Consider the following 22,514-nt stretch of genomic DNA (forward strand, 5'->3'; position numbering starts at 1 on the left):
CGACGCGTGACCCGCCGAAACGAGCGCCAAAAGTACCGCCCTCTCGGATCGAGATCAGGCGCCGACGGCGCGATCGGCGCTGCGTGCGCTTGCACCGCCGCTACTCTTCGCGAACGCCAGTCCGAACATGCGGAAGATCGCGATGTACGCGTAGAAGCTAATAAACGGCACCAGCAGGAGGCCGATGACGGTGATGCCGAGGATGAACCCGACGACGTTCAGCGCGACCCCGACGACGAACGGCATCAGGATCGCGAGCACGTAGTCGCTGCTGAGCAACACGGGCTTGAGTGCATCGAAGTCGAACGCCGCACCGATCGTTCCCTCGCTGGCGAAGTTGGCCAGCGCGGCCGGCACGAGGTAGTAGATCACGAACATCAGCGGGACGATCAGCAGCATCGTCAGGAGGCCGATGCCAGCGAGGAGTCCACCGCCGTCGCCGCCCACGGCTCCGCCGGCACCGATCAACCCGAAGACGACGAACAGGTACGCTACGGTCGGGACCACGGAGTACACGAAGGTGATGATCGTCGCTTTCACCCCGTCGAGGAAGAGTTCGCCCCACTGTTCGAATTCCGGCGGGGCTTCGGAGCCGCCGATCGTCCGTTCGAGGACCCGTACGTAGTACCCCATGACGAAGAACGCCGGTAGCAGCACCACCGATAGTGCTGTCAGGACGCCGCCGATGAGAATTCGTCCGATCCAGTCGCCGCGCATTGGGTACGAAAGGCTATCTTCTAGCATGCTGTCACTGCTCAGGAATCGTAGATTCATCGATCATTGATAAACGCTTTGATTGCTTGGACGGACCGCGTCACGGGATTCGCGACGGTGCGGGCCGCAGCCACGTCCCGATCGGACCACGGAGTATACGAGGACGTCCCGATCGGGTCGAACTGTGCCCCATACCTGTTGGTGGAGAACATCTCCTTCGGTCGTGGGCGCGATCGCGCCCACCGGGTCACGGACCGCGCGACGGTGCCGTCGAGGCGACCGCTCTGCCGGGGCTCAGACTTCGTTTTCCTCCTCGAGTTCGTCGAGGAACACGTGGGCGTCCTCGAGAATCTCTCGCGGTCCGTCCTGCGTCACCGTGTTGACTGCCTGTTCGTAGTCACGCCACTGGAGGTCGCGATGTTCGTTGGAGAGTTCCGCGCTCGCCTCGAAGGACTTCGCGATGAAGAGGTGAACGGTTTTGTGGATCGTTTTCCCGTTCGCCTCGAAGACGTAGTCGTAGTCCTCGCGGAAGCCGTCGATGAGTCGGAACTGTTCGATACCTGCCTCTTCCTGTACTTCGCGGATCGCCGTCTGTTGTAGCTCTTCATCTCCTTCGACACCGCCCTTGGGAAACTCCCAGTCACCTGGGCGGCTCTTGAGTAGAAGATACTCGCGCCGGCCCCGCGTATCGCGGAAGAGGATTGCGCCTGCGCTCGTAGCTTCGACTGCCATTACCCGAAATAACGGGTGCGCCGTTAAGAGAATATCGGACTGTTCGTCCAGCGGAAACGTATCTCAGCAGGTTTTTACGCGCTGACCGTAGACGTTCGTACACCACCAGCCATGACCTTCGTCACCCGTCTCACGCTCCAGAGCGGCGACAGAGCCGCGCTCGATGGGATCGTCGACGACATCAAATCGACGGCCGAGCGGAAGGGGGCCGCACTGAAGGGCCCCCACTCGCATCCGCCGGAGAAACTCTCGGTTCCCCAACACGCGCGGCTCCACGGGGACGACGATCGGCGGTTCTCCTCGTGGGACTACACGGTCTTCACGCGGGAACTCGAGATCCACGGCCACGACAACCTCGCGCGAAACATCGCCGAACAGGAGTTCCCGGATTCGGTTCACATCGAGGCCGAAGTCGAACAGATTCACGGCGTCGGCCGCGGGAACTAGCGTCTTTCTATCCGGGTTGCTGACCGGACTCGTGAGCGGTGAGGCGGATCTGCCCGACAGGCGACGATCGGCACCCGCCTCGATTCCCGTCGCCGGTCGTCACGCCTTTCTTCCCCCTCGACTATGACTGCCTATGACCGACACTGATCTCGTTTCGTTGCGCCGCGACCTCCACCGCAAACCGGAACCCGCGTGGCGGGAGTTCTACACGACTGCCCGAATCGTCGAGGAACTCCAGTCCCGCGTCGATCTGGACGCCCTCCACGTCGGTCCGGACGCGACCGTCGCCGACCAGCGGATGGGGGTTCCCGACGCCGCCGAACTGGCCGCGTGGCACGACCGGGCCCGCGAGGCTGGTGCCGACGAGGAACTCCTCGCCGAACTCGAAGGGGGCCACACGGGTGCCGTCGCGGTCCTCGAGCGCGGCGAGGGTCCGACCGTCGGCCTGCGCGTCGACATCGACGCCCTCCCGCGAGAGGAGAGCGACGACCCCGACCACGCACCCGTCGCGGAGGGCTTTCGCTCCGAACACGAGGGCGCCATGCACGCCTGCGGCCACGACGCCCACGCGACGATCGGGATCGGCGTGCTCCAGCGTATCGCCGAGAGCGACTTCGCGGGGACGCTGAAGGTGTTCTTCCAGCCCGCCGAGGAGGTCATCGGCGGCGGCAAGTCGATGGCCAAGAGCGAGCACATCGAGGACGTCGACTACCTGCTGGCGCTCCACATCGGGCTCGATCACCCCACGGGCGAGATCGTGGCGGGGATCGACGGCTTCCTCGCGGTCAGGCACCTCGAGGCCACGTTCTCGGGCGCGTCGGCCCACGCGGGCGGTCACCCCGAGCAGGGACGCAACGCCGTACAAGCCATGGCCGCGGCCGTCCAGAATCTCTACAGCATTCCCCGGCACAACGACGGCGCGACCCGGGTCAACGCGGGCGTCGCCGAGGGCGGCAGCGCCCCGAACGTGATCCCCGAGGAAGCCCGAATCCTCGCCGAAGTCCGCGGCGAGACGACCGACCTGATGGAGTACATGCACGAGACGGCCGAACGGGTGCTCAGAAGCGCCGCCGAAATGCACGACTGTGACCTCGAGATCGAGATCGGTGCGGACGCGCCGAGCGCGACGAGCGACGACGAACTGGTGTCGATCGTCGCCGACGTCGCCGGGGACGCGAACGGTGTCGATCGCGTCCTCGAACGCGACGCCCTCGGTGGGAGCGAGGACGCGACCTACCTGATGCGGGAGGTCCAGCAACACGGCGGCCTGGCCTGCTACGTCGGCGTCGGTACCGACCACCCCGGCGGCCACCACACCGCGACGTTCGACGTCGACGAGGCGAGCATCGGCCACGGCATCGAGACGATCGCCGGGGCGATCGATCGGATCGGTCGCGATCGGCCGTAACGTCGAGGCCGCTGCGTCCGCTGCGGCCGGTGCGTACTAGTCGTCGCCGTGGGCGTCCGACACGACCTCGAGGTCGAACGGCTCGTCGGCTGGGGCCGCGTCAGGGTCGAGGTAGCCGACGGCGAACGCCGAGTAGACGGTGCCGGCCTCGAGACTGACGTCGAAGGTCGCGACGACGTCGCCGTCGTTGTTCTCGGTCGCGGGCCGCACTTCGAGCGCGTAGTTACCTGGTTCGACCTCGACCGCGGCGGCGTCGCCGAAGGCGGCGTCCTCGAACAGGACCGTCTCGCCGTCGCCGACCGTGACGTCGACCGCGGGCGCGTCGGGGGACGCGTGGACGAGTCGGACGCGGGCCATCTCGCCCGGATCGCTCAGGTCGTCCTCGAGTACTGTGACTTCGAACGGCTGGTTCGCCTCGGCGAGTTCCCCGATAGCGGCGACGGTGACCGCACCCTCCATCACTTCGAGTTCCTCGTCGAAGACGACGGTATCGGGGTCGCCCGCGGCCGTGATCATCACGCCGTACGTGCCGGGATCGAGTTCGAGGTAGTCGCTAACCGCCCGGAAGGGGACGTCCTCGAGTACCGGCTCGTCGTCGACGTAGACGTCGACGTTCGGTGCGTCGGGGGAGAGGTGTGCGACGCGGATCTCGGCCGGTTCCTCGTCCATCTCCTCCTCGTTATCCGTCCCGTGATCCATTTCCTCGCCCGCGCCGTCATCCATTTCGTCCTCGTCATCGTCGCCCATCTCGTCAGAGCTGTCGTCGCCGCCGAGACAACCAGCGACCATCGCCACGCCTGTTCCACCGACGATCGTCAGTACACGCCGTCTGGTCTGGTTCCGTGACATCACGCTCACCTCCAACGTCACTTTCAAAGTCAAATCCCCCTTACAGAGTAGGGCTCGTACTGTGCTCGGGCGGACCGATCGTGCTCCGGCAGTGGGAGAGTCGATCGGAACGACCCGCGGGTTGCCTGCTACAGCTACGTCCCAGGTCGGTGGCCGGGAGCGCGTCGCGCACAGAGTTCGGGACACGTGACTCGGGGAGGGCAGGTAGTTCCGCTGTCGCGAGCGCGAGAGATCGCAGAGTAAAAGGTCGGTGTTAGTACTTGGGATCGGCCCCGGTCGTCTCGTAGATCGACTCCATCAGGTCGTCGCGCTGTGCCTGCCAACTGTCCAGGGCTGCGGGGTGAGAGGGGTAGTTCTCGTAGTGGGCGAGCAGTTCGTCGGCGCGGCGTTTCGTCCGGTAGAGGTTCCAGATGGTGCCCCAGTGGCCGCGGCTCTTGAGCAGGGCCTCGAGTTTGAGCTTCGTGCCGATGTTCGTGCTGCCCGAGTACAGTGCCTCGGCGAGTTTGTCGCCGGGCATCGCAGCGAGCAGTCCCATCAGGTCGTCGACGTCGACGGCGGTCGAGAGGATGTTGTAGACGTCGAGCGCCGCGTACCGGGCCCCGAAGTGGTCCATCACGCGTTCGTTGTACCGCCAGAGCGTGGCTTCGCCGTAATCCTCGGTTTCGAGGGCCTCGATCGCCTGCTCGGCCGCGTAGGTCGCGGCGTAGGCGGCACCGGCGATGCCGCCGCCGGTGGTGGGGTTGACGTGCCCGGCGGCGTCGCCGACGGCCATGTATCCGGGGTGGACCGCGGAGTCGTACGGGCGGCGGGTGGGCAGTGCGGCCCCGAGTTTGTCCTCGACTTCGGCGCCGGCGAACTCGGGTCGGTTCTGGAGGTCCCGCTTCAGGTCGTCGACGAGTTCCATCGGCTCCTCGGTCATCTGGAAGCCCAGTCCGGCGTTGATCTCGGTCTCGGTGCGGGGGAAGTACCAGAGGTAGCCCGCTGCCCGTTCGGTCGGCTTGAACACCAGCGCGTCCGACCACTCGACCGGTTCGTCGACGTGGACGATCTCGCGGTAGGCCGAACAGAAGTGGGTGTAGTTGACGTTCGTATCGAACGTCGAGTCCGAGAAGTCCACGTTGTCCTGGAGCACCGACAACGACCCGGCCGCGTCGATGACGACGTCGGCCTCGTACGTCTGGGGCGACCCTTTGCGGATCGCCTCGACGCCGGTCACCCGGCCGTCGTCGGCCTGGACGACGTTCTGGACGACGGTGTCGTAGTGGAACTCGACGCCGGCGTCCCCGGCCCCCTCGATGATCCGTCGGCCGTACTCCCAGCGATCGATGACCGCCAGTTCGCCGGGGACCGGAATCTCGAGGACGGTGTCTTCCTGTGGAATCTCGAAGCGGCCGTGATCGACGTCCGTGTTGGTGAACGCGGGTTCGAGCTGTGACTTCGGGATCGCCTCGGGGAAGGCGTCGGCACCTTTCAGTGCGTCTCCGCAGGCGATGTGGCCTGCTTCCTCCTCGGACTTTCGCTCGAGGACGACGACGTCGTATCCCGCTCGCGCGATCGTCGCTGCGGCGTAACATCCTGCAGTCCCGGCACCGACCACGACGACGTCCGGCGAGTGCCGTTCGGGGGTCGCGGTGGCGGACTGCTCCTGCGTGCTCATAATGGCGTTGTCGTTACCGAGGTAACAAAACGTTTTATGTGCGATCTGTCGGGAATCCGAAGGCAAAATCCGGATACGGTGCGGGGTCTCTCGACCCCCTAGCCGAGTCGGCTATCCACGGCTATCGCTGCGGGCTTTTGCCTCGCGTATCCGTGCGTCGCCGGGCGGTGATTCGACGCCGATCGAGACGCGTACCTGACCCTGGAGTCGATTCCCGTCGCCACTGATACGACAAAAACGTAATAAAAGAGTTTTAGTGGGGTCTTCCGTAGCCGCCTGTATGACTGAGTACACGATCGAATTCGTCGGCACTGGCGAATCGATCACGTGCACGGACAAGGAGACCGTTCTGAGCCGGTGTCTCGAGGAGGGAATCGCCCAGGAGTACTCCTGTCGGGTCGGCATGTGTCTGGCGTGTTCCGCAGAAATCGTCGAGGGTGAGGTCACCCAGCCCGCCGCCCGCGGCCTCACGGAGGAGGAGGCCGAGAACTACGCGCTCACCTGCATGGCACGGCCGCAGTCGGATCTGAAACTCGATCGGGGAAAGTACCCGCCGAGCATCGAGAGCGACCTCGAAACCGACGGATCGAACGATGCGGCCGCGGCGGACGACTGAACAGGAGAGCCGCGCTATCGGTCGGCGACCGCACAGTTGTTCGGTCCCAGTTCGAGTTCGAACGCCGTCTCCTCGTCGACGTCCTCGAGTCCGAGATTTATCGCGACGATGCGCTCGTGGTTGGCTGGCCGCGCAGGAAGGTCGCTCGTGGTGCGGGCGACGAACTCGTCTTCGTCTTCGGCCGCCGAAAGCGGGGCAATCCGATCGCGCACGGTCTCGAGTCGGGCGGCGTACGTTCCGTCCGCGCGTGATTCGGCGGCGTCGCCGTAGTGACCCGGCGCGATCGTCGTCTCGTCCGGTCGGGCCAGAATTTTCTCCTGGAGGCTCTCGTACAACCGTCTGGCGGCCGCGGCCGCGCCGTCGTCGCCGCGCTCCAGATCCGGTCGTCCGACGCCCTCGAGAAACAGCGTGTCGCCGGTGAACAGGACGTCTCCCAGGCGGATCGAGAGCGACTCGGTCGTGTGGCCGGGCGTCGCCACCGCGGTCAGCGTCGCGTCGCCGACGCGGAGTTCGTCGCCGTCCGCGACGGTCGTGGCGTCGAACGCGAGGCCGCGATCGCGAGCCCCCGCGGGGACGACTGCCGCCGCGCCGGTCCGCGATTCGAGGGTCCGGACGCCGCTGACGTGATCCGCGTGGACGTGCGTGTCGACGGCGTAGCGCAGTTCCGCGCCCCGCTCCTCGACGTCGTCGACGTACCGATCGGCGAACGCCCGGAGCGGATCGATCACCGCTGCTTCGCCGTCACTGATGATCGCGTAGGCGAGACACCCGCTGGAGGGGCGGTCGTACTGCAGGACGGTCGCGGGCGCGTCGACGTCGAGTTCGCGAGCCGCGTAGAGGTCGGCCCAGGCGTCCATTCCGCCGGCGAGGTTTCGCGCGTCGACGTCGGCGTCGCGGAGGAGGCCGACGGCGTGCGCGCTCGCTTCCCCGTGGCCGCAGACCGCGACGATCGGTTCGCGGAGGTCGGCCGCCAGATCGGTCACGCCGCCCGTCGCTTCGGCCTGGACGAATCGAACGTGGGGAATCTGGACGGCCTCGATCCCGTCGACCGCGATGTGCCACCGCTCGAACTCGTCGCGGTCGCGGACGTCGAGGACGGTCAGTTCGTCGTCGGCGGATCGCAACCGTTCGGCCAGCGCGTCGGGAGCGATCGAGGGCGTCTCGTCGGTCGGTCGCTCGGCGTCCTCGCTCCGGTCGGTCATGGCGGTCGATACGCGTCCCCGCCAGTTAACGTCGCGGCCGAGGCTCGGCGCACGGACCGCCACCAACGTTCAACACGGGTGACGTGGACGTGGCGGTATGGACGCTGCCGACTTCCAGCGCGAGATCGAGGACTCGATGGCTACCGAACTCGACCGCCTCGGATCGTCGAACCTCCTCGTCGCGCTCACCGACGCGGACCTGACGGAAGCGACGGTCCTTCGGACCGCTGCGGACAGCGAACGCGCTGCGATGGAGACCTTCGGGACCTGGGCCGCCGACGAGGATCACGCGGAAGCGCGCGACGTCTTCGCCGACTTTCGCGAACAGGAGCGCGACCACTACGATCGGGTCGTGGCCATGCTCGACGGCGAGCACGACGTCGACGACGCGGCCGGCGGACCGATGCACGACCGCCTGCGAGCCTTCGAAACGACGGCAACCCGCCTCGGCGGCGTCGTCGCCCGCTCGCTGATCGGCGAACGGACGCACCTGCAGGTCGTGAGCTTCTTCATCAACGAGGGCGACGAGCGACGCGCCGACCGCTTCCGGGAGTTGCGGGCCGAAACGTCGGCCCAGGGCGATCGAGCCAGCTCGCTGCTCGAGGCGGTCTGTGACGGCCGCGACGACCGGGATCGCGCGGTGACAGCCGCCGAGGACGTGATCGACGACGCCTACGGAGCGTACGCGGACTCGATGGACGACCTCGGCCTGGATCCCAGGTCGATCTGTTGAGTCGTCGCGTGAGGGATCGATCCCGGCGTCTCGTCGAACAGTGCGGTTGTCGGGACGATTGCCCGCCGTCGTGCGATCGGCGCACGGATCGTTTCATTCGGGACTGCAGCGGATAAAAATCGCCGTGAACGCGAACCGGAACCTGATCCTGGACTCGAACCGTCGACGCGCGTCTCGGGTACTCGCTCAGTCGACGAAGTCGATGTCGTCACCCCGGCCCGGCGCTTCTGGCTGGACGGCCTCGCCGTCCGGGCGACCGTAGATCTGGGGCGACTCGACGCCCGTGACGACGATCATCGTCCGCATGCTGCCCTCGAGCGTCTCGTCGATCGAGGTCCCCCAGATGATGCGCGCGTCGGGGTCGATCCGGTCGTAAATCTCCTCGACGACGCCCTCGGCTTCTTCGATGGCCATGTCGTTGCCGCCGGTGACGTTGACCAGCGCGGAACTCGCACCGGAGATGTCGACGTCGAGCAGCGGCGATCGGAGGGCCGTCTTGACCGAGTCCTCCGCCTTGGCCTCCGAGTCGGCCTCGCCGAGCCCGATCATGGCGACGCCGCCGCGTTCCATGACCGTGCGAACGTCGGCGAAGTCGAGGTTGACGAGGCCGGGTTTCGTGATCAGTTCCGTGATTCCCTTGACCGATCGCATCAGCACCTCGTCGCTGACCTTGAACGCCTGGCGGACGGGCAGTTTGCCGACCGAATCGAGCAGGCGGTCGTTCGGCACGACGATCACGGTGTCGCTCACGTCGCGGAGACGCTCGAGACCCGCTTCGGCGTTCGTTCGGCGGACCTCTCCCTCCGCAGTAAATGGCGTCGTGACGATCGAGATCGTCAGCGCGCCGGCTTCGCGGGCGGCCTTGGCGACGACCGGAGCGGACCCGGTCCCGGTGCCGCCACCGAGGCCGGCGGTGACGAACACCATGTCGGACCCGTCGATGGCGTCGTAGATGTCTTGCTGGCTCTCGAGGGCGGCCTCCTCGCCGACCTGCGGGAGCGAACCGGCCCCGCGGCCGCCGGTCTTCTCCTCGCCCATCAGGATCTTGGTGTCGGCCTCGATCTCCACGAGGTGCTGGACGTCGGTGTTCGCGGCGACGAGTTTCGCGCCGTGGATCCCCTCCTCGTGCATGCGATTGATGGTGTTCCCACCGGCACCGCCACAGCCGACGACCGTGATGTCGGTCTGGAGGTCCTGGAGAACGTCTTTCAGTTCGTCGTCGGTCATCGTTCCCCTGTCTCGGCTGCCGTCGGCCGTCCCCTCACTCGGTGAGTGCCCGTCCCGTGGCACGTCGTCGGGTGCCTCGCCCGACCCCCCGTCTTCGGCCTGGTCGATGGCGTCGTCGATGATAGAGTCCATTCTTGCTCCAGAGTAAAAGATGGAGCATAATTACCTTTCCCCTACACGTCAGCCGCCTGTCTGACATGTAAGTGATTAGTTACCTGTCAACTTCGGGACGTGGTGGAAACCACGCTATCACAGCCGGTAGTGCCGAATTAGTATTTCATTTCCGGTCGGTCAGATAGGGAACTCTCGCGTCCGACGGCTGGAAACTCTCTCGGGAGTGACCTGTTCGCCATCGATCGTGACGGGGTCGCCGGAGGCGAGGGCTCCGAACTTCGGACCCTCGGGGACGCCGACCTCGCGGGCGATCGTCGGGTCGAACGCGATCTCCTCGGCGACGACGGCGTCGTCTTCGATCGTCACCGCGTCGTACCTGGTCTCGAGTACCGCTGCCAGCGCCTCGACGATCGATTCGCGGACCCCTGACGCCGGGACGGCCGCCGCCGATCCGACGCGACTCCCGCCGTTCTCGGTCTCGAACGCGACGGTGGCGCGCTCGACGATCGTTCGCACTCGATCGGGGTCGATCGCCTCCGCGGCGTCGACCAGTTGCGCGGGGAGATCGACGACGACGAACGACGGGTCCCGCCGCTCGCCGAACCGGATGCCGTCGTCGACGGGACCGAGTTCCGTCTCGACCGCCTCCACGAGGTCCAGCGATCGGTCGTCGGCCTCGCGCAGCCAGGTCTCGCTCACGGTGTGCCAGCCCAGGTCGTCGAGCGTCGCCGCGAGGTCGGAGTGGTCGCCGTCGAGGACCGCGATCTCCGCGTCGCTTGCCGCGAAGGCTCGATCGAGTACCTCGCGGTGACTCGCCGGTCGTCCCATCGCGTCGAGCGCCCAGTCCGCGGCGACGTGTCCGACGGCCCAGGACGTCTCGCGGACGATCCGTTCGAACCGGGGTGCGTAGTGGTTGCCGCCGAAACCGACGATCTGTCTCTCGCGGTGGGGAGCGACCCCGCGCAGGTCGAGAATCGCACGGGCGACGGCCTCGGCACCCGCCGGATCCTCCCACTGGGCTTCGCCGCTGCCGAGTTCGGCGAACAGGGACGGACAGCCGACCGTGCTCGGGCCGTGGTGCGTACACTCTATCCCGACGTCGTAGCCGTCGGGTGCGTGCTCGTCGAAAGCCGCGAGGAGGTGGGCGAGCGCGTTCGGACACGCCTCGGCGAGGGCCTCGTCGTCGCCGCCGAACTCCGCCGGGCCGAAGTTCCCCGTGAAGTGGCCCGTCAGCAGTGGGCCGGTGTCTCCGGAGTGGCGCGAGGCGAACACGAGCAGGTCGGGATCGCAGTCGAATGCCTCGGCGGGCGAGTCGAGTTCGAGGTGAAGGTCGTCGAACGAGCGGAGTTCGGCACCGTCGGTCCGGTAATAGGTGCCGCCGCCGTCCGCTGCGTCCCGGTCGTCGTCGGTCTGTTCCTGCCACGTCGCGTGCTCGCGGAGGTGGTCGCAGACGTGGACCGACGCGCGATCGGCGCGGCTTTCGACGATGGCGAGGGTCATACCTGAAGCGGGGGCGGGAGGCCGTTAACGGAATCGATTTTCCGCTCCCGGGAACGAGTTCGACCACCGGTCCGAGCGGACGGGGAAGCGATGATCGTGCCGATATCCGCTGGATATCACCTGATTCACGTAATAGGCGCGCGTGCTCCAGCGGCGGGCTTTTTTGATCTGGACGGTATACTGTTCGTTTCTTCGGTATCGAAGATGACCGCCAACGATTCGACGGCCGACGGTGATCGAAACGCGGGATTGGACGAGTTTCCCTTCGAAGCGCGTCGGTTGGCCCGTCTGGTTCCGAACTGTGCGATCTACGTGCTCGATCCGGACGGCTACGTGACGGTCTGGAGTGAGGCTGCCAGTCAGCTCACGGGATACCGGGAGTCCGACGCCATCGGGGTCCACTACGAGCAGTTCTTCCCGGATCCCGCGCGCGAAGACGACCGCCCCGATCGGTTGTTGGCCGACGCGGCCACGGCCGAACAGATTCAGACCGAAGGGTGGCGACGGAAACGAGACGGCTCGTGGTACTGGGCCCGAGAGGTACTCGCCGTGGTGCGAGACGAGGACGCGGAGACGACGAACGGATACGTGGTCGTCACGCACGACGTGACCGTCGAGCACGAACAGGCGGACGCGCTTCGCACCGAGAAGGCGGTCGTCGAGAGCATCCTCGACGCACAGCCGGATATCCTCTACGCGTTCGACCGCGACGACACGCTGCTTCACTGGAACGATCGGTTCGAGACCGTGACCGGCTACAACCCCGAGAAACTCGTCGACATGGACCCGCTCTCGTTCGTCGCCCCGGAGGACCGCGACCGGGTCGGTGCTGCGATCGATCGAATCCTCGAGGAGGGTGACCGCGTCGCAATCGAGGGGAACCTCCTGACTGCGACGGGGGATCGGATCCCCTACGAGTTCAACAGTGCCCCGATTATCGACGAGCACGGGACCGTGCTGGGCGTCACCGGCGTCGGTCGCGACGTCAGCGAGCGGCGAGCGCGCGAACGGGAACTCCGCGAGGAGAAGGCGTTCACCGAGAGCGTCTTCGCCGCCCAGCCCGACATCGTCTACGCGTTCGATGCGGACGGGACGTTTCGCGAGTGGAACGAGCAGGTGCCGGCCGTCACGGGATACACCGACGCGGAGCTGGCGGAAATGGAGCCCACCGAGTTCGTCGTACCGGCGGACCGGGACCGGATGGCGTCCGCGATCCGTCGGATCCTCGACGAGGGCGAGCAGATCACCGCGGAAGCACAGCTCCTGACGAAAGACGGAACGCGGATTCCGTACGAGTTCAGCGGAGCCCGGATGAGCCGCGACGACGGCACCGTCCTGGGATTCACCGGAATCGGTCGCGACGTCAGCGATCGAAAGGCGCGCGAACGGGAACTCGAGCGGCTCGAGCAGCTCAACGGCGTCATTCGGACGATCGACGACGAACTCGTCAGCGCCGAGACGCGACGGGAACTGGAAGTGACGATCGTCGAGACCCTCGTCACCGTCGATTCGATCGCCGCGGCCGTCGTCGGCACGTACGACTCCGCGTCCGCGGACGGGTTCGATCCGCACGTGCGGGCCGGCGGTGACGTACCGGCGAACGCCGGTCTCCTCCCCGCACCCACCGAAGCGTCGATCGACGATCCTGCCGTTCGAGCCGTGGAGGGGGAACTCGTCGCCGCCCGTCGACACCTCCACGAGGACCCGATCGACGAGTGGCGGGCCGTCGCCGACGAGCACGGCTACCGGGCCGTGGCTGCAGTTCCGTTCGTCGCGGAACGGCGGTTGGTCGGGTTACTCGGTCTGTACGCGCCCGTCCCGGACGCGTTCGGGGAGCGCGAGCGAGAGATCCTTCAGGAGTTTGGCGCTACGATCGGCCACGCGATCAACGCCATGGAGGTTCGTCGACTCCTCTACGCGGACACCGTCGTCGAACTCGAGTTCGAGGCGTCCGATCGCGGGGACGTGTGTATCGACCTCTCCCGGGAGGGCGGCTGTCGGCTCTCGATCGAGCACCTGCTCCCGCTGACGGACGAAGTGTTCGTCTACTATCTCACCGCGTCCGGGATCGAGGCAGATCGGCTTCGCGAACTCGCGGCGGCCCGCCCGGAGATTCGGGAAGTGCGGTGCATCGACGCGGGGTCGGCGGACCATCGCTGGGAGTTCGAGATCCACGGATCGACGATCGCCGCCTTCCTCACCGAGTACGGTGCACGGGTCCGATTGCAAGAGATCGACGATGGGGTGGCGACGCTGGTCGTCGAGGCCAGCCCCGACACGGCGGTTCGCGAACTCGTCGACGCGCTCCAGTCGGCCTATCCCGAGACGGATCTCGTCGCCAAACGAGACGTCGAACGACCGCTCGACACGGGGCGGGAGTTCGGGTCCGCGGTCGAACCGGACCTGACTGAGAAACAGCGGACGGCGCTCGAGGCGGCCTACTACGGCGGCTACTTCGAGTGGCCCAGCCGGAACAGCGACGCCGGCGAAATCGCCGATCGGCTCGGTATCGCTCGCCAGACGTTCCACCAGCACCTGCGCGTAGCCGAGGCGAAACTTCTCGAGGCGTACTTCGAGGACGACACCTGACGATCGACTCACCGGGCGATACGACACCGAGTACGATCACCGGGTAATACCAGAGCACGCAGGTACACTCCTTTCCCGCATTCGTCGTCTGACTCGTGTAATGACAGCACGTTCGACCGAGACAGATCCGACGACCGCCGCGTTCGACGCCCTCTCCTCGGCCCGACGCCGCTATCTCCTCTCTCTTCTCCTCGATCGAGACGAATCGACGCCGGTGTCGCTGTCGACGCTCGCGACCGACGTTGCGACTCTGGAACACGATCACCCGATCGTGACCGACGATCAGGTCAGACGATCACACGTGCGACTCGTCCACGTCGACGTGCCGAAACTCGTCGACCTCGGCGTCGTAACTCGTGGCGAGGGACGGTCGAACGGGGGTTCGAACGCGACGGATAGCACGGCCGGCGACGCGATCACGCTCGCGGATCACCCCGTGCTCGAGGCAGGGTGGGTCCGGACCCTCCTCGAGACGCCATCGGGATCGGTCTGTGACGAGGCGACGCTCGATCGGACGCTCGAGGCACTGCGTCCGCCCCGCCGTCGGACCGTCCTCACCGTCCTCGCGGGTCAGCGTGGCGCCGTTCCGATGGTCGATCTCGCCACGCTGGTCGTCGCGGAGGAGACGAACGGGCAACGACTGGTCGACGTCACCGAACCGGTGTCGACCGCCGTCGAGCGGGCGCTCGTCCACGAACACGTGCCAACGCTCGCCGATGCCGACCTCGTCGTCACCGACGACGATGGCGTCGCGATCGCCGCCGACGCACCGCAGTTCGACGCCGACTGGATCGCCGAGAGCCCGATCAGTGCCGTGTCCGAACTGGGCCCGGAATCGCCGATCCAGCGCGCACCGAGTCCGGGTCCGGTAACGAACGCGCGGCCCGGTTCGACGCCCACGAGGGGGGCGTGCTGGACGATCGAGGGATGTGAGGACGTCATCGCGAGGGGAAACGCGATCGCCGATCGCGCCTCCGAGGAACTGTTCGTGACGGTGTCCGATCGGGGACGCCTCCAGGAGCGATGTCTCGAACGCTGGAGCGCCGCCGCCGATCGCGGCGTCGACGTCTACGTCGGCTCCAGTTCGGACCGCGTTCGCGAGATCGTCCGGGCCGCGACGGACGAGATCACCGTCTGCGAGCCGCAGTTCGACTGGATCAACCTCCCGATCGAACGGATCCACCCCGGCCGCCTCGTGTTCGCCGACCGCGAGGCCGCCATGCTGGTCACGATCGACGACCGGGGAACCGCCGAGCAACCGCGGGCAACCGCGATCACCGGGACGGGAGCGGAGAACGCGCTGGTCCAGCTCCTCGACGAACACCTCGGCCCCCGCCTCGATCGGCTCGCGGCACGCAGTGAGGACGCCGACGAGTGCGACGAGTCCGTGATCCCGATCCCGATGTGAGCGACGGTTCCGCCCTCCTCGAAACCGGATGCGGGTTCCCTGGACGGGAGCGGATGGGGTGGCGTCCGTTTCCGGATGTCGAACAGGGGTGCGTGCCGGGTAAGGTTTATTTATGTGTAGGCTGCTACCATACATCGTGATTCTAGATGAGTAGACGGAGTTACGAGTGTGAGGAGTGCGCCGAGACGGTGCATCCGCACACCTACCGCGCCAGTTGTCCCGAGTGTGGTGGCCCCCTGCGAACCGGACAGCTCTCGTAGTCGGTGGCGCTTCGCCGCGAGCGACGGCAGTGGCTCGCCCGGCACCGACGGAGATCGAGCCCGATCGAACCGGTGCTCGGTCCGTTCCGAACCGAGTAGCGGAATCCGCGCTCGGCGCCCGGTGTCACGGCAACAGCAGGTACAGGAACGCGACGTAGCCGGCGACGAGTCCGGCCCCGTCGAGTCGGGTCAGCCGGCGGCCGTGGCCCATCATCCCGACCAGCAGGACGGTGAAGGCGATCATGATCGGGAGTTCGAACCGGAGCGTCGCCGCGGTGATCTCGATCGGGGTGATCAGGGCGACGATTCCGAGGACGGCGAGGACGTTGTAGATGTTCGAGCCGACGACGTTCCCGATGGCGAAGGCGGTTTCGTCGCGGAGTGCTCCGACCACGGAGGCCGCCAGTTCGGGCAGTGACGTGCCCAGCGCGAGGACGGTGAGGCCGACGAACAGGTCGGAGAACCCGAGCGCCGACAGGAGACTCGTTCCGCCGGCGACGAGCCATCGCGACCCGAGCACGAGCGTGAGGAGGCCGCCGATCACGAGCGCCACCTCGCGAAGGCCGATCCCTGCGCCCGTGTCCGGGTTGTCGACCATCGGTGCCGGATTGTTGGTGACGTAGTGGAGGAGGTAGCCGGTGAACCCGGCGAGGACCAGCAGGAAGATCGCACCTTCGAGGCGGCCGATCGTGCCGTTCGCGCCGAGACCGACGAGCAGGATTGCCGCGAAGACCATGAACGGAACGTGTCGACGCATGACGGTCTCGGAGACCGATAGGGGCTTGATGAGTGCGGAGACACCCAGCACCAGCCCGATATTCGCGATGTTCGACCCGACGACGGCGCCGAGTCCGATGTCCGTCGAGACGTCGAGTGCGCCGATGGTTGCGACGAAGAGTTCGGGGGCCGTGGTGGCGAAGGCGACGACCGTCACGCCGACGGTCGCCGCGCGGAGACCGAATCCCAGTGCGAGGCGACCTGCACCGGCGACGAGCAACTCGGCCCCGGCGTACAGCGCGACGACCCCGCCCACCAGCAGGAGAATCGCGAGGGGGATACCGGAGAGCATGTGGGCCGCTACTCGAGACCTGGGGATAAGAATCCCGAAACGGCCCGGGACCGCGGCTGCGACGTCGTCGTTCCTAACGAAATCTTGTCGTATGGGCTCGTCGACCTGGAAGTCAGACGGCGAGCCAGTTCTTTTCCGTTTCTAGCTATCCGTTCCGGATCCGATCGACTCTCCGTCCGGAGCGCGACGAAGTCACATCCGTTATGTCCCTTCCATCGCGTGGATCCCGTATGGCTATGGACGTGTACGGGTTGCTCGGCAACCCGGTCGGCCACTCGCTGTCGCCGCCGATGCACGAGGCGGCCTACGACGAACTCGGACTCGACGCGCGCTACGTCACGTTCGAACCCGATCGTGACGCGATCGACGCCGCGATCGACGGTGCCGAGGCGCTCGGCGTCGCGGGACTGAACGTGACGATCCCCTTCAAACGGGACGTCCTCGATCGCGTCGCGGCCGACGACCTGGCGCGGCGAATCGGGGCGGTCAACACGATCGACTTCGGCGGTGAGACGCCGACTGGGCACAATACCGACGCAGCAGGTGCGTTACGCGCGCTTCGGGATCACGACGTCGCGATCGACGGCGCGGACGCGGTCGTCGTCGGGGCCGGCGGTGCCGGGCGCGCGATCTCGTTCGGCCTCGCCGACGCGGGTGCGACCGTGGCGATCGCGAACCGGACGGAGTCGACGGCCCACGACCTCGCGGCCGAGGTGCCCGGTGCGACGGGCCACGGCCTCGACTCGCTCGCGACCCTGCTCGCGGACGCCGACGTGGCGATCAACGCGACGAGCGTCGGCATGGAAGAGGACGCGACGCCGATCCCCGCCGAGGCGTTGCACGGCGATCTCGTCGTGATGGACGCCGTCTACCGGCCGCTCGAGACGCGACTACTTCGAGACGCCGCAGCCGTCGGCGCGACGTCCGTCGACGGCGCCTGGATGCTGCTCTATCAGGGCGTCGAAGCGGTAGAACTGTGGACGGGCCTGGACGCGCCGGTCGACGCGATGAACGCAGCGTTGCGATCGCGGCTGTGACACTCGTCTGTCATTTCCGGGGGGTTGGCCCGTTACATATCAGCCGAATTTAAGTGCTGGTGACGACAACATCGGGATAATGGCAATCCTCCAAAAACTGAAGTCGCTGTTGGGCTTCGAGGATTCGGGCCCGGAGCGAGGGAATGCACACGAGGTCGGCGTCACGGTCGAACGAGAGGGGCGACAGCGGGAAGCCGATCGGTCGACCGACACCGAGGTCACACCGGCACCCTCGTCCGTAACCGACGCGGACAGCGACACTACAGCGGACACGACAGAAGACGAACCGGCGACCGACGAATCCGAGTCGGTGGCAGCCGAATCGACTGCCGCGGGTGCGACCGACTCGATCGTCGAACCGACCGACGAACCCGAGGAGGCCGCCGAACCGGCCGAGGCGGCCGGCCCGACCGAGACGGACGCGGCACCGACCGCGGAGAAGACGCCCGACGAGACTGTCGAGCCCGCTCCGACGGGCGACGAACCGTCAGTGGACGAACCCGAAGGAGTCGAGGAGTCGGAGGAAGCCGCGGAACCCGACGAGAGCGACGACGAAGAATCGGAGCCAGCGGACGAGGCCGAACCGGTCGACGATGGTGAGTCGGAGCCAGCGGACGAGGCCGAACCGGTCGACGATGATGAATCGGAGCCAGCGGACGAGGCCGAACCGATCGACGATGGTGAGTCGGAGCCAGCGGACGAGGCCGAACCGGTCGACGATGGTGAGTCGGAGCCAGCGGACGAGGCCGAACCGGTCGACGATGGTGAGTCGGAGCCAGCGGACGAGGCCGAACCGGTCGACGATGGTGAGTCGGAGCCAGCGGACGAAACCAAACCCGCCGACGACAGCGAACCCGCCGACGACAGCGAACCCGCCGACGACAGCGAACCCGCCGACGACAGCGAACCCGCCGACGACAGCGAACCCGTCGACGACAGCGAACCCGTCGACGACAGCGAACCCGTCGACGTGATCAAGGGGATCGGCCCCGCGTACGCGGATCGGCTTACGGCCGCCGGCATCGAAACCGTCGACGACCTCGCGACCGCCGACGCGGCCGACCTCGAGGCCGAGACCGACATCTCGGAAACGCGGATCCAGGGCTGGATCGATAAGGCCGAAGTCAGGTAGCGCCTGCCCGATCGTCCGTCGCGTGACCGTCGCACCGCCTGTTGACTGCCGATTTCGTCTCCGAAATCGCAAGAGGATTAGGGACCCGGCTCCTCTCCGGGACCATGAGCGATCCGCGGGTCGTCACCACGCTCGACGCGTTTCGCGCCGCTGTTCGGGAGTTTTCGAACGGCGAGGCGGCCGGCGAGCCGACGACACGCGGTGGAGTTCGGGTCCCGATCGAGGTGCAGGTCACCGTCTCCGATCCGTTTCTCGCGTACCGCCGGGCCCGGTCGGACGGCGGTGGCGTCTTCCTTGAGACGACCGGTGGCCAGTCCGGCTGGGGCTACGCCGGGGTCGACCCGGTCGATCGGCTCACCGTCGGTCCGACTGCAGTCTCGCGAACCGGCGGTGACGAGTCCCCGACGCTGGCCGCGCTTGAGGGGCTCCTCGACGGTAATCGGCTCGCCCGGGGCGACTGCGACGTGCCCTTCCCCTGCGGCGCGGTGGGGTGGCTCTCCTACGACGTCGCCCGCGAACTGGAGATCCTCCCCGAATCGGCCGTCGACGACCGGGGCCTGCCGCGGCTCGAGGTGGCCGTCTTCGATCGGTTCGCGGCGTGGGACGGGCCGACCGACGGCGACGTGACGCTGCGGGTTACCGCCTGTCCGCGGGTCGATGTGAGCGCAGACGACGGTACCGACGCCGGTGACGGGGATGCCACCGTGGCCGCCTACGATCGCGGCCGAGAGCGAGCACTCGAATTCGCACGGGCCGCGGTCGCCGGTGACCCCGCCGTCGGTGAACCGCCGGTCGAGACCTCGGAAGCGACGTTCGAGAGCGACTGCGGGCGGACGGCGTTCGCCGATCGGGTCCGGCGGGCGAAGGCGTACATCCGGGACGGTGACACCTTCCAGGCGAACGTCTCCCAGCGGTTGACCGCGCCCGCCGCGGTCCACCCGGTCGCCGCCTACGACGCCCTGCGCCGGGTGAACCCGGCACCGTACTCCTGTCTGCTCGAGTTCCCGGCGGTCGACCTGGTGAGCGCGAGCCCCGAACTGCTGCTCGAGTGCGAGGGGTCACGTCGTGGGAACTCGAACGGACGGCGAGGCGATTCTACCGCCTCGAACGAGACGGCAAAGTCGTCTCGCGATCCGCGAGAGCGCGACGACGACTTCGTCCGGACGGAACCGATCGCGGGCACCCGGCCGCGCGGGGCGACGCAGGAGGAGGACGCGGCGCTCGAGGCGGACCTCCGGACCGACGAGAAAGAGCGCGCGGAACACGCGATGCTGGTCGATCTCGAGCGAAACGACCTCGGAAAAGTCTGCGAGTACGGTTCCGTCGCGGTCGAGGAGTACCGCCGGATCGATCGCTACGCCGAGGTCATGCACCTCGTCTCGAACGTCACCGGTCGACTTCGCCCGGACGAAACGCTCGCGGACGCGATCGCGGCAGTGTTCCCGGGCGGGACGATCACCGGGGCCCCGAAGCCGCGGACGATGGAAATAATCGACGAACTCGAGGCGACCCGACGCGGGCCCTACACCGGGAGCGTGGGAATCTTCGGGTTCGACGGTCGCGCGACGCTGAACATCGTCATCCGGACGCTCGTCCGGCAGGCCGAGGCGTACCACCTCCGCGTCGGCGCGGGGATCGTCCACGACTCCGATCCCGATCGCGAGTACGACGAGACCCTCGACAAGGCCCGCGCCCTGATAACGGCCGTCGACGAGGCGCTGGGCGAGCGGGCGGGGATGGCGATCGAGACGGACGACGGCGTCGCGTCGGACGCGGCGACCACCATCGGGGGGCGCGGTGGAGGTGACAGCTCGGATGAGTGACGACACGGCGACTGACGAGATCCGGATAGTGGTCGTCGACAACTACGACTCCTTCGCGTACAATCTCGTCCAGTACGTCGGCGAAATCGCCGACGAGGTGCTCGTCCGGCGCAACGACGCGATCGATCTCGAGGATCTCGAGGCGCTCGATCCGACGGGGATCGTCGTCTCGCCGGGCCCGGGTACGCCAGCGGAGGCCGGGATCTCGATCCCGCTGTTCGCCGAGACCGACTACCCGATCCTCGGAGTGTGTCTCGGCCACCAGGCCCTGTGTGCGGCACACGGGGCATCGGTCGTCCACGCGCCGGAGGTGGTCCACGGGAAACCCTCGACCGTCGGCCACGACGGCGAGGGAATCTTCGTGGGCCTTCCCGGGCAGTTCCGGGTCGGCCGGTACCACTCGCTGGCGATCGAACGGGCGGATCTGCCGGCCTCGCTCGTGGAGACGGCGCAGACGACCGACGAGCGCGGCGTGTTGATGGCGGTTCGTCACCGCGAGAAGCCCCACGTCGGGGTCCAGTTCCACCCCGAGAGCCTTCTCACGCGGGCGCGCGACGAGGCGGCCGACGGGGGTGGCGACTGGGACGAGGACGGGGACGGTATCTCGCTCGCGCTCGGCAAACGGATGATCGCGAACTTCTGCCAGTTGGCCGCCGCTCATCGAAGCGCCACCACGAAGTGACACCGAGACGATGACAGACACCGAGACGATGACAGACACCGAAACGATGACTGACACTGACTCCCCTCTGTACCACGTCGACGGAGAACTCGTGCCCGCGGACGAGGCGACCGTCAGCGTCGACGATCGCGGCTTTCGCTACGGCGACGCCGCATTCGAGACCTGCCGGGCGTACGGCGGGACGATCTTCGCGTGGGACGCCCACGTCGATCGACTCGAACGGACCTGCGAGGCGCTGTCGCTCGATCACGGGCTGTCGGCTGCCGACCTGCGTGCACGGATCGACGAGACGCTCGCGGCGAACGACCTGGAAGACGCGTACGTTCGGCTCTCGATCACTCGCGGCGTTCAGCCCGGGAAACTGGCGCCGCGGCCCGAGGTCGACCCGACGGTCGTCGTCTACGTCAAACCGCTCCCTCGCGGCGGGGTCGAGGGCGAATCGGTCTGGGACGAACCGGCCACCGTCCGGACCGTCGAGACCCGTCGGATTCCCGACGCGGCGGTCCCGTCGGCTGCCAAGACCCACAACTACCTGAACGGGATCCTCGCGCGGGCCGAACTCCGGGGGACCGACGCGGACGAGGCCCTCGTGCGTGACCTCGACGGCACCGTCGCCGAAGGAGCGACGAGCAACCTGTGGTTCGTCCGCGACGGGGCGCTCTACACCCCGACGACGGACGGACCCGTGCTTCCCGGGATCACCCGCGCGATCGTCCGCGAACTGGCCGCCGAGGCCGACCTGAGGGTCCACGAGGGGGCGTACGCGGTCGGGGACGTGCGCGCGGCCGACGAGGCGTTTCTCACGAATCGGACCTGGGAGTTGCGGCCGATCGGGGCCCTCGACGGGCACGCGATCGGGGGCGGTCCCATCACGGACCGGCTCTCGCGGCTATACGACGAGCGCGTCGAGCGGACGTGTTACGAGTGATCGGGGCCCGTGGCCGTCGCCGTGAGCGGCCGCCATCACAGGGGGGACCGCGTGCCCCAGTCCCGTACCGTTAAGTCCCCGTACTGGCCTCGTAACGTATGCCCAGTCCGACCTTCTGGAGCGTGTTTCGGCTTCTCGGCGGCGTATTTCTCGTCCTCAGTGGACCGTACGTCTTCCTCGTCGAAGGAAACCGGATATTCGGCGTCCTCTGCGTGGTGCTGGGACTCGTCTGGATCTGGAGAGAAGGGCCACGATTGTATCGGACGCTTCGACAGGATTCCCGGTCCCCGTAGCCCGGGCCCGTGGCGCGTTCAACAGGTTGAAGCCGAGATGTGCCCGACTACGCGTCGTGTTCGCCGAGCAACGACGGCGACTGTTCGCGGTCTG

Annotated in this window: 21 protein-coding genes; 13 read left to right on the top strand and 8 right to left on the bottom strand. The window is 67.1% G+C overall.

The genetic code is table 11. From position 1 onward, the window contains the following. Positions 1-54 precede the first annotated feature (54 nt). The gene (locus MUG98_RS00795; RefSeq protein WP_265110290.1) at positions 55-744 is read right to left on the bottom strand and encodes a DUF4013 domain-containing protein; all 690 of its coding nucleotides are present in this window, start codon (positions 742-744) and stop codon (positions 55-57) included. A 264-nt stretch (positions 745-1,008) separates the two neighbouring features. After that, positions 1,009-1,446, bottom strand: coding sequence for a bis(5'-nucleosyl)-tetraphosphatase (locus tag MUG98_RS00800; protein ID WP_265110291.1), 438 nt, complete (start codon positions 1,444-1,446; stop codon positions 1,009-1,011). Between the two features lie 111 nt (positions 1,447-1,557). Between MUG98_RS00800 and MUG98_RS00805 the strand changes: the two genes are divergently transcribed. Together MUG98_RS00805 and MUG98_RS00810 are read left to right on the top strand one after the other, a co-directional pair. Then, positions 1,558-1,893, top strand: coding sequence for an uS10/mL48 family ribosomal protein (locus MUG98_RS00805; RefSeq protein WP_265110292.1), 336 nt, complete (start codon positions 1,558-1,560; stop codon positions 1,891-1,893). Positions 1,894-2,026: 133 nt separating this feature from the next. Next, positions 2,027-3,301, top strand: coding sequence for an amidohydrolase (locus tag MUG98_RS00810; protein WP_265110293.1), 1,275 nt, complete (start codon positions 2,027-2,029; stop codon positions 3,299-3,301). A 36-nt stretch (positions 3,302-3,337) separates the two neighbouring features. On the opposite strand, the gene MUG98_RS00815 is transcribed toward MUG98_RS00810, so the two are convergent. After that, on the bottom strand, positions 3,338-4,150 hold the full coding sequence (locus MUG98_RS00815; RefSeq protein ID WP_265110294.1) for a DUF4397 domain-containing protein: 813 nt from the start codon (positions 4,148-4,150) through the stop codon (positions 3,338-3,340). 253 nt (positions 4,151-4,403) lie between these two features. After that, positions 4,404-5,807 carry a geranylgeranyl reductase family protein gene (locus tag MUG98_RS00820; protein ID WP_265110295.1) on the bottom strand — a complete coding sequence of 468 codons (1,404 nt, stop codon included), beginning with the start codon at positions 5,805-5,807 and terminating at the stop codon, positions 4,404-4,406. A 280-nt stretch (positions 5,808-6,087) separates the two neighbouring features. Here MUG98_RS00820 and MUG98_RS00825 point away from each other — a divergent pair, with 280 nt between their 5' ends. Next, the gene (locus tag MUG98_RS00825; RefSeq protein ID WP_265110296.1) at positions 6,088-6,423 is read left to right on the top strand and encodes a 2Fe-2S iron-sulfur cluster-binding protein; all 336 of its coding nucleotides are present in this window, start codon (positions 6,088-6,090) and stop codon (positions 6,421-6,423) included. A gap of 14 nt (positions 6,424-6,437) precedes the next feature. Here MUG98_RS00825 and MUG98_RS00830 read toward each other — a convergent pair whose 3' ends face one another. After that, a complete protein-coding gene (locus MUG98_RS00830) occupies positions 6,438-7,625 on the bottom strand; it encodes an MBL fold metallo-hydrolase (RefSeq protein ID WP_265110297.1) in 1,188 nt (395 codons plus the stop codon). A 97-nt stretch (positions 7,626-7,722) separates the two neighbouring features. Between MUG98_RS00830 and MUG98_RS00835 the strand changes: the two genes are divergently transcribed. Next, on the top strand, positions 7,723-8,358 hold the full coding sequence (locus MUG98_RS00835; protein WP_265110298.1) for a ferritin family protein: 636 nt from the start codon (positions 7,723-7,725) through the stop codon (positions 8,356-8,358). Positions 8,359-8,544: 186 nt separating this feature from the next. On the opposite strand, the gene ftsZ is transcribed toward MUG98_RS00835, so the two are convergent. After that, positions 8,545-9,717, bottom strand: coding sequence for a cell division protein FtsZ (gene ftsZ / locus MUG98_RS00840; protein ID WP_265110299.1), 1,173 nt, complete (start codon positions 9,715-9,717; stop codon positions 8,545-8,547). A gap of 159 nt (positions 9,718-9,876) precedes the next feature. Next, positions 9,877-11,199, bottom strand: a complete 1,323-nt coding sequence (locus MUG98_RS00845; protein WP_265110300.1) for a D-aminoacyl-tRNA deacylase — start codon at positions 11,197-11,199, stop codon at positions 9,877-9,879. A 204-nt stretch (positions 11,200-11,403) separates the two neighbouring features. Here MUG98_RS00845 and MUG98_RS00850 point away from each other — a divergent pair, with 204 nt between their 5' ends. From MUG98_RS00850 to MUG98_RS00860, 3 genes are all read left to right on the top strand, one after another. Continuing rightward, positions 11,404-13,788, top strand: a complete 2,385-nt coding sequence (locus MUG98_RS00850) for a PAS domain S-box protein (protein WP_265110301.1) — start codon at positions 11,404-11,406, stop codon at positions 13,786-13,788. Positions 13,789-13,888: 100 nt separating this feature from the next. Continuing rightward, positions 13,889-15,196 carry a DUF7344 domain-containing protein gene (locus tag MUG98_RS00855; RefSeq protein ID WP_265110302.1) on the top strand — a complete coding sequence of 436 codons (1,308 nt, stop codon included), beginning with the start codon at positions 13,889-13,891 and terminating at the stop codon, positions 15,194-15,196. Between the two features lie 146 nt (positions 15,197-15,342). After that, the gene (locus MUG98_RS00860; protein WP_265110303.1) at positions 15,343-15,456 is read left to right on the top strand and encodes a rubrerythrin-like domain-containing protein; all 114 of its coding nucleotides are present in this window, start codon (positions 15,343-15,345) and stop codon (positions 15,454-15,456) included. Positions 15,457-15,580: 124 nt separating this feature from the next. On the opposite strand, the gene MUG98_RS00865 is transcribed toward MUG98_RS00860, so the two are convergent. Further along, positions 15,581-16,525 carry a calcium/sodium antiporter gene (locus MUG98_RS00865; RefSeq protein ID WP_265110304.1) on the bottom strand — a complete coding sequence of 315 codons (945 nt, stop codon included), beginning with the start codon at positions 16,523-16,525 and terminating at the stop codon, positions 15,581-15,583. A gap of 236 nt (positions 16,526-16,761) precedes the next feature. Here MUG98_RS00865 and MUG98_RS00870 point away from each other — a divergent pair, with 236 nt between their 5' ends. The 6 genes from MUG98_RS00870 to MUG98_RS00895 all read left to right on the top strand — a co-directional run bounded on the left by MUG98_RS00870 (position 16,762) and on the right by MUG98_RS00895 (position 22,420). Continuing rightward, positions 16,762-17,562 carry a shikimate dehydrogenase gene (locus MUG98_RS00870; protein ID WP_265112529.1) on the top strand — a complete coding sequence of 267 codons (801 nt, stop codon included), beginning with the start codon at positions 16,762-16,764 and terminating at the stop codon, positions 17,560-17,562. Between the two features lie 79 nt (positions 17,563-17,641). Beyond that, positions 17,642-18,694: a helix-hairpin-helix domain-containing protein gene (locus tag MUG98_RS00875; RefSeq protein WP_265110305.1), complete on the top strand. Its 1,053-nt coding sequence runs from the start codon at positions 17,642-17,644 to the stop codon at positions 18,692-18,694. Between the two features lie 104 nt (positions 18,695-18,798). Further along, positions 18,799-20,517, top strand: a complete 1,719-nt coding sequence (locus MUG98_RS00880) for an anthranilate synthase component I family protein (protein ID WP_265110306.1) — start codon at positions 18,799-18,801, stop codon at positions 20,515-20,517. Beyond that, a complete protein-coding gene (locus MUG98_RS00885; protein WP_265110307.1) occupies positions 20,510-21,199 on the top strand; it encodes an anthranilate synthase component II in 690 nt (229 codons plus the stop codon). The genes MUG98_RS00880 and MUG98_RS00885 overlap by 8 nt, the downstream gene beginning before the upstream one ends. A gap of 46 nt (positions 21,200-21,245) precedes the next feature. Continuing rightward, on the top strand, positions 21,246-22,127 hold the full coding sequence (locus MUG98_RS00890; RefSeq protein WP_265110308.1) for an aminotransferase class IV: 882 nt from the start codon (positions 21,246-21,248) through the stop codon (positions 22,125-22,127). Between the two features lie 98 nt (positions 22,128-22,225). Next, positions 22,226-22,420 (top strand): hypothetical protein, encoded by a 195-nt coding sequence (locus MUG98_RS00895; protein ID WP_265110309.1) that lies wholly within the window; start codon positions 22,226-22,228, stop codon positions 22,418-22,420. Positions 22,421-22,514: the final 94 nt, after the last annotated feature.

The sequence above is a fragment of the Halosolutus halophilus genome (assembly GCF_022869805.1).
GTDB lineage: Archaea > Halobacteriota > Halobacteria > Halobacteriales > Natrialbaceae > Halosolutus > Halosolutus halophilus.

What these genes read in the sequence shown, in the direction of transcription:
- MUG98_RS00795 (WP_265110290.1), bottom strand. Translation starts at nt 744, where the DNA reads ATGCTAGAAGATAGCCTTTCGTACCCAATGCGCGGCGACTGGATCGGA.
- MUG98_RS00800 (WP_265110291.1), bottom strand. Translation starts at nt 1,446, where the DNA reads ATGGCAGTCGAAGCTACGAGCGCAGGCGCAATCCTCTTCCGCGATACG.
- MUG98_RS00805 (WP_265110292.1), top strand. Translation starts at nt 1,558, where the DNA reads ATGACCTTCGTCACCCGTCTCACGCTCCAGAGCGGCGACAGAGCCGCG.
- MUG98_RS00810 (WP_265110293.1), top strand. Translation starts at nt 2,027, where the DNA reads ATGACCGACACTGATCTCGTTTCGTTGCGCCGCGACCTCCACCGCAAA.
- MUG98_RS00815 (WP_265110294.1), bottom strand. Translation starts at nt 4,150, where the DNA reads ATGTCACGGAACCAGACCAGACGGCGTGTACTGACGATCGTCGGTGGA.
- MUG98_RS00820 (WP_265110295.1), bottom strand. Translation starts at nt 5,807, where the DNA reads ATGAGCACGCAGGAGCAGTCCGCCACCGCGACCCCCGAACGGCACTCG.
- MUG98_RS00825 (WP_265110296.1), top strand. Translation starts at nt 6,088, where the DNA reads ATGACTGAGTACACGATCGAATTCGTCGGCACTGGCGAATCGATCACG.
- MUG98_RS00830 (WP_265110297.1), bottom strand. Translation starts at nt 7,625, where the DNA reads ATGACCGACCGGAGCGAGGACGCCGAGCGACCGACCGACGAGACGCCC.
- MUG98_RS00835 (WP_265110298.1), top strand. Translation starts at nt 7,723, where the DNA reads ATGGACGCTGCCGACTTCCAGCGCGAGATCGAGGACTCGATGGCTACC.
- ftsZ (WP_265110299.1), bottom strand. Translation starts at nt 9,717, where the DNA reads ATGGACTCTATCATCGACGACGCCATCGACCAGGCCGAAGACGGGGGG.
- MUG98_RS00845 (WP_265110300.1), bottom strand. Translation starts at nt 11,199, where the DNA reads ATGACCCTCGCCATCGTCGAAAGCCGCGCCGATCGCGCGTCGGTCCAC.
- MUG98_RS00850 (WP_265110301.1), top strand. Translation starts at nt 11,404, where the DNA reads ATGACCGCCAACGATTCGACGGCCGACGGTGATCGAAACGCGGGATTG.
- MUG98_RS00855 (WP_265110302.1), top strand. Translation starts at nt 13,889, where the DNA reads ATGACAGCACGTTCGACCGAGACAGATCCGACGACCGCCGCGTTCGAC.
- MUG98_RS00860 (WP_265110303.1), top strand. Translation starts at nt 15,343, where the DNA reads ATGAGTAGACGGAGTTACGAGTGTGAGGAGTGCGCCGAGACGGTGCAT.
- MUG98_RS00865 (WP_265110304.1), bottom strand. Translation starts at nt 16,525, where the DNA reads ATGCTCTCCGGTATCCCCCTCGCGATTCTCCTGCTGGTGGGCGGGGTC.
- MUG98_RS00870 (WP_265112529.1), top strand. Translation starts at nt 16,762, where the DNA reads ATGGACGTGTACGGGTTGCTCGGCAACCCGGTCGGCCACTCGCTGTCG.
- MUG98_RS00875 (WP_265110305.1), top strand. Translation starts at nt 17,642, where the DNA reads ATGGCAATCCTCCAAAAACTGAAGTCGCTGTTGGGCTTCGAGGATTCG.
- MUG98_RS00880 (WP_265110306.1), top strand. Translation starts at nt 18,799, where the DNA reads ATGAGCGATCCGCGGGTCGTCACCACGCTCGACGCGTTTCGCGCCGCT.
- MUG98_RS00885 (WP_265110307.1), top strand. Translation starts at nt 20,510, where the DNA reads ATGAGTGACGACACGGCGACTGACGAGATCCGGATAGTGGTCGTCGAC.
- MUG98_RS00890 (WP_265110308.1), top strand. Translation starts at nt 21,246, where the DNA reads ATGACTGACACTGACTCCCCTCTGTACCACGTCGACGGAGAACTCGTG.
- MUG98_RS00895 (WP_265110309.1), top strand. Translation starts at nt 22,226, where the DNA reads ATGCCCAGTCCGACCTTCTGGAGCGTGTTTCGGCTTCTCGGCGGCGTA.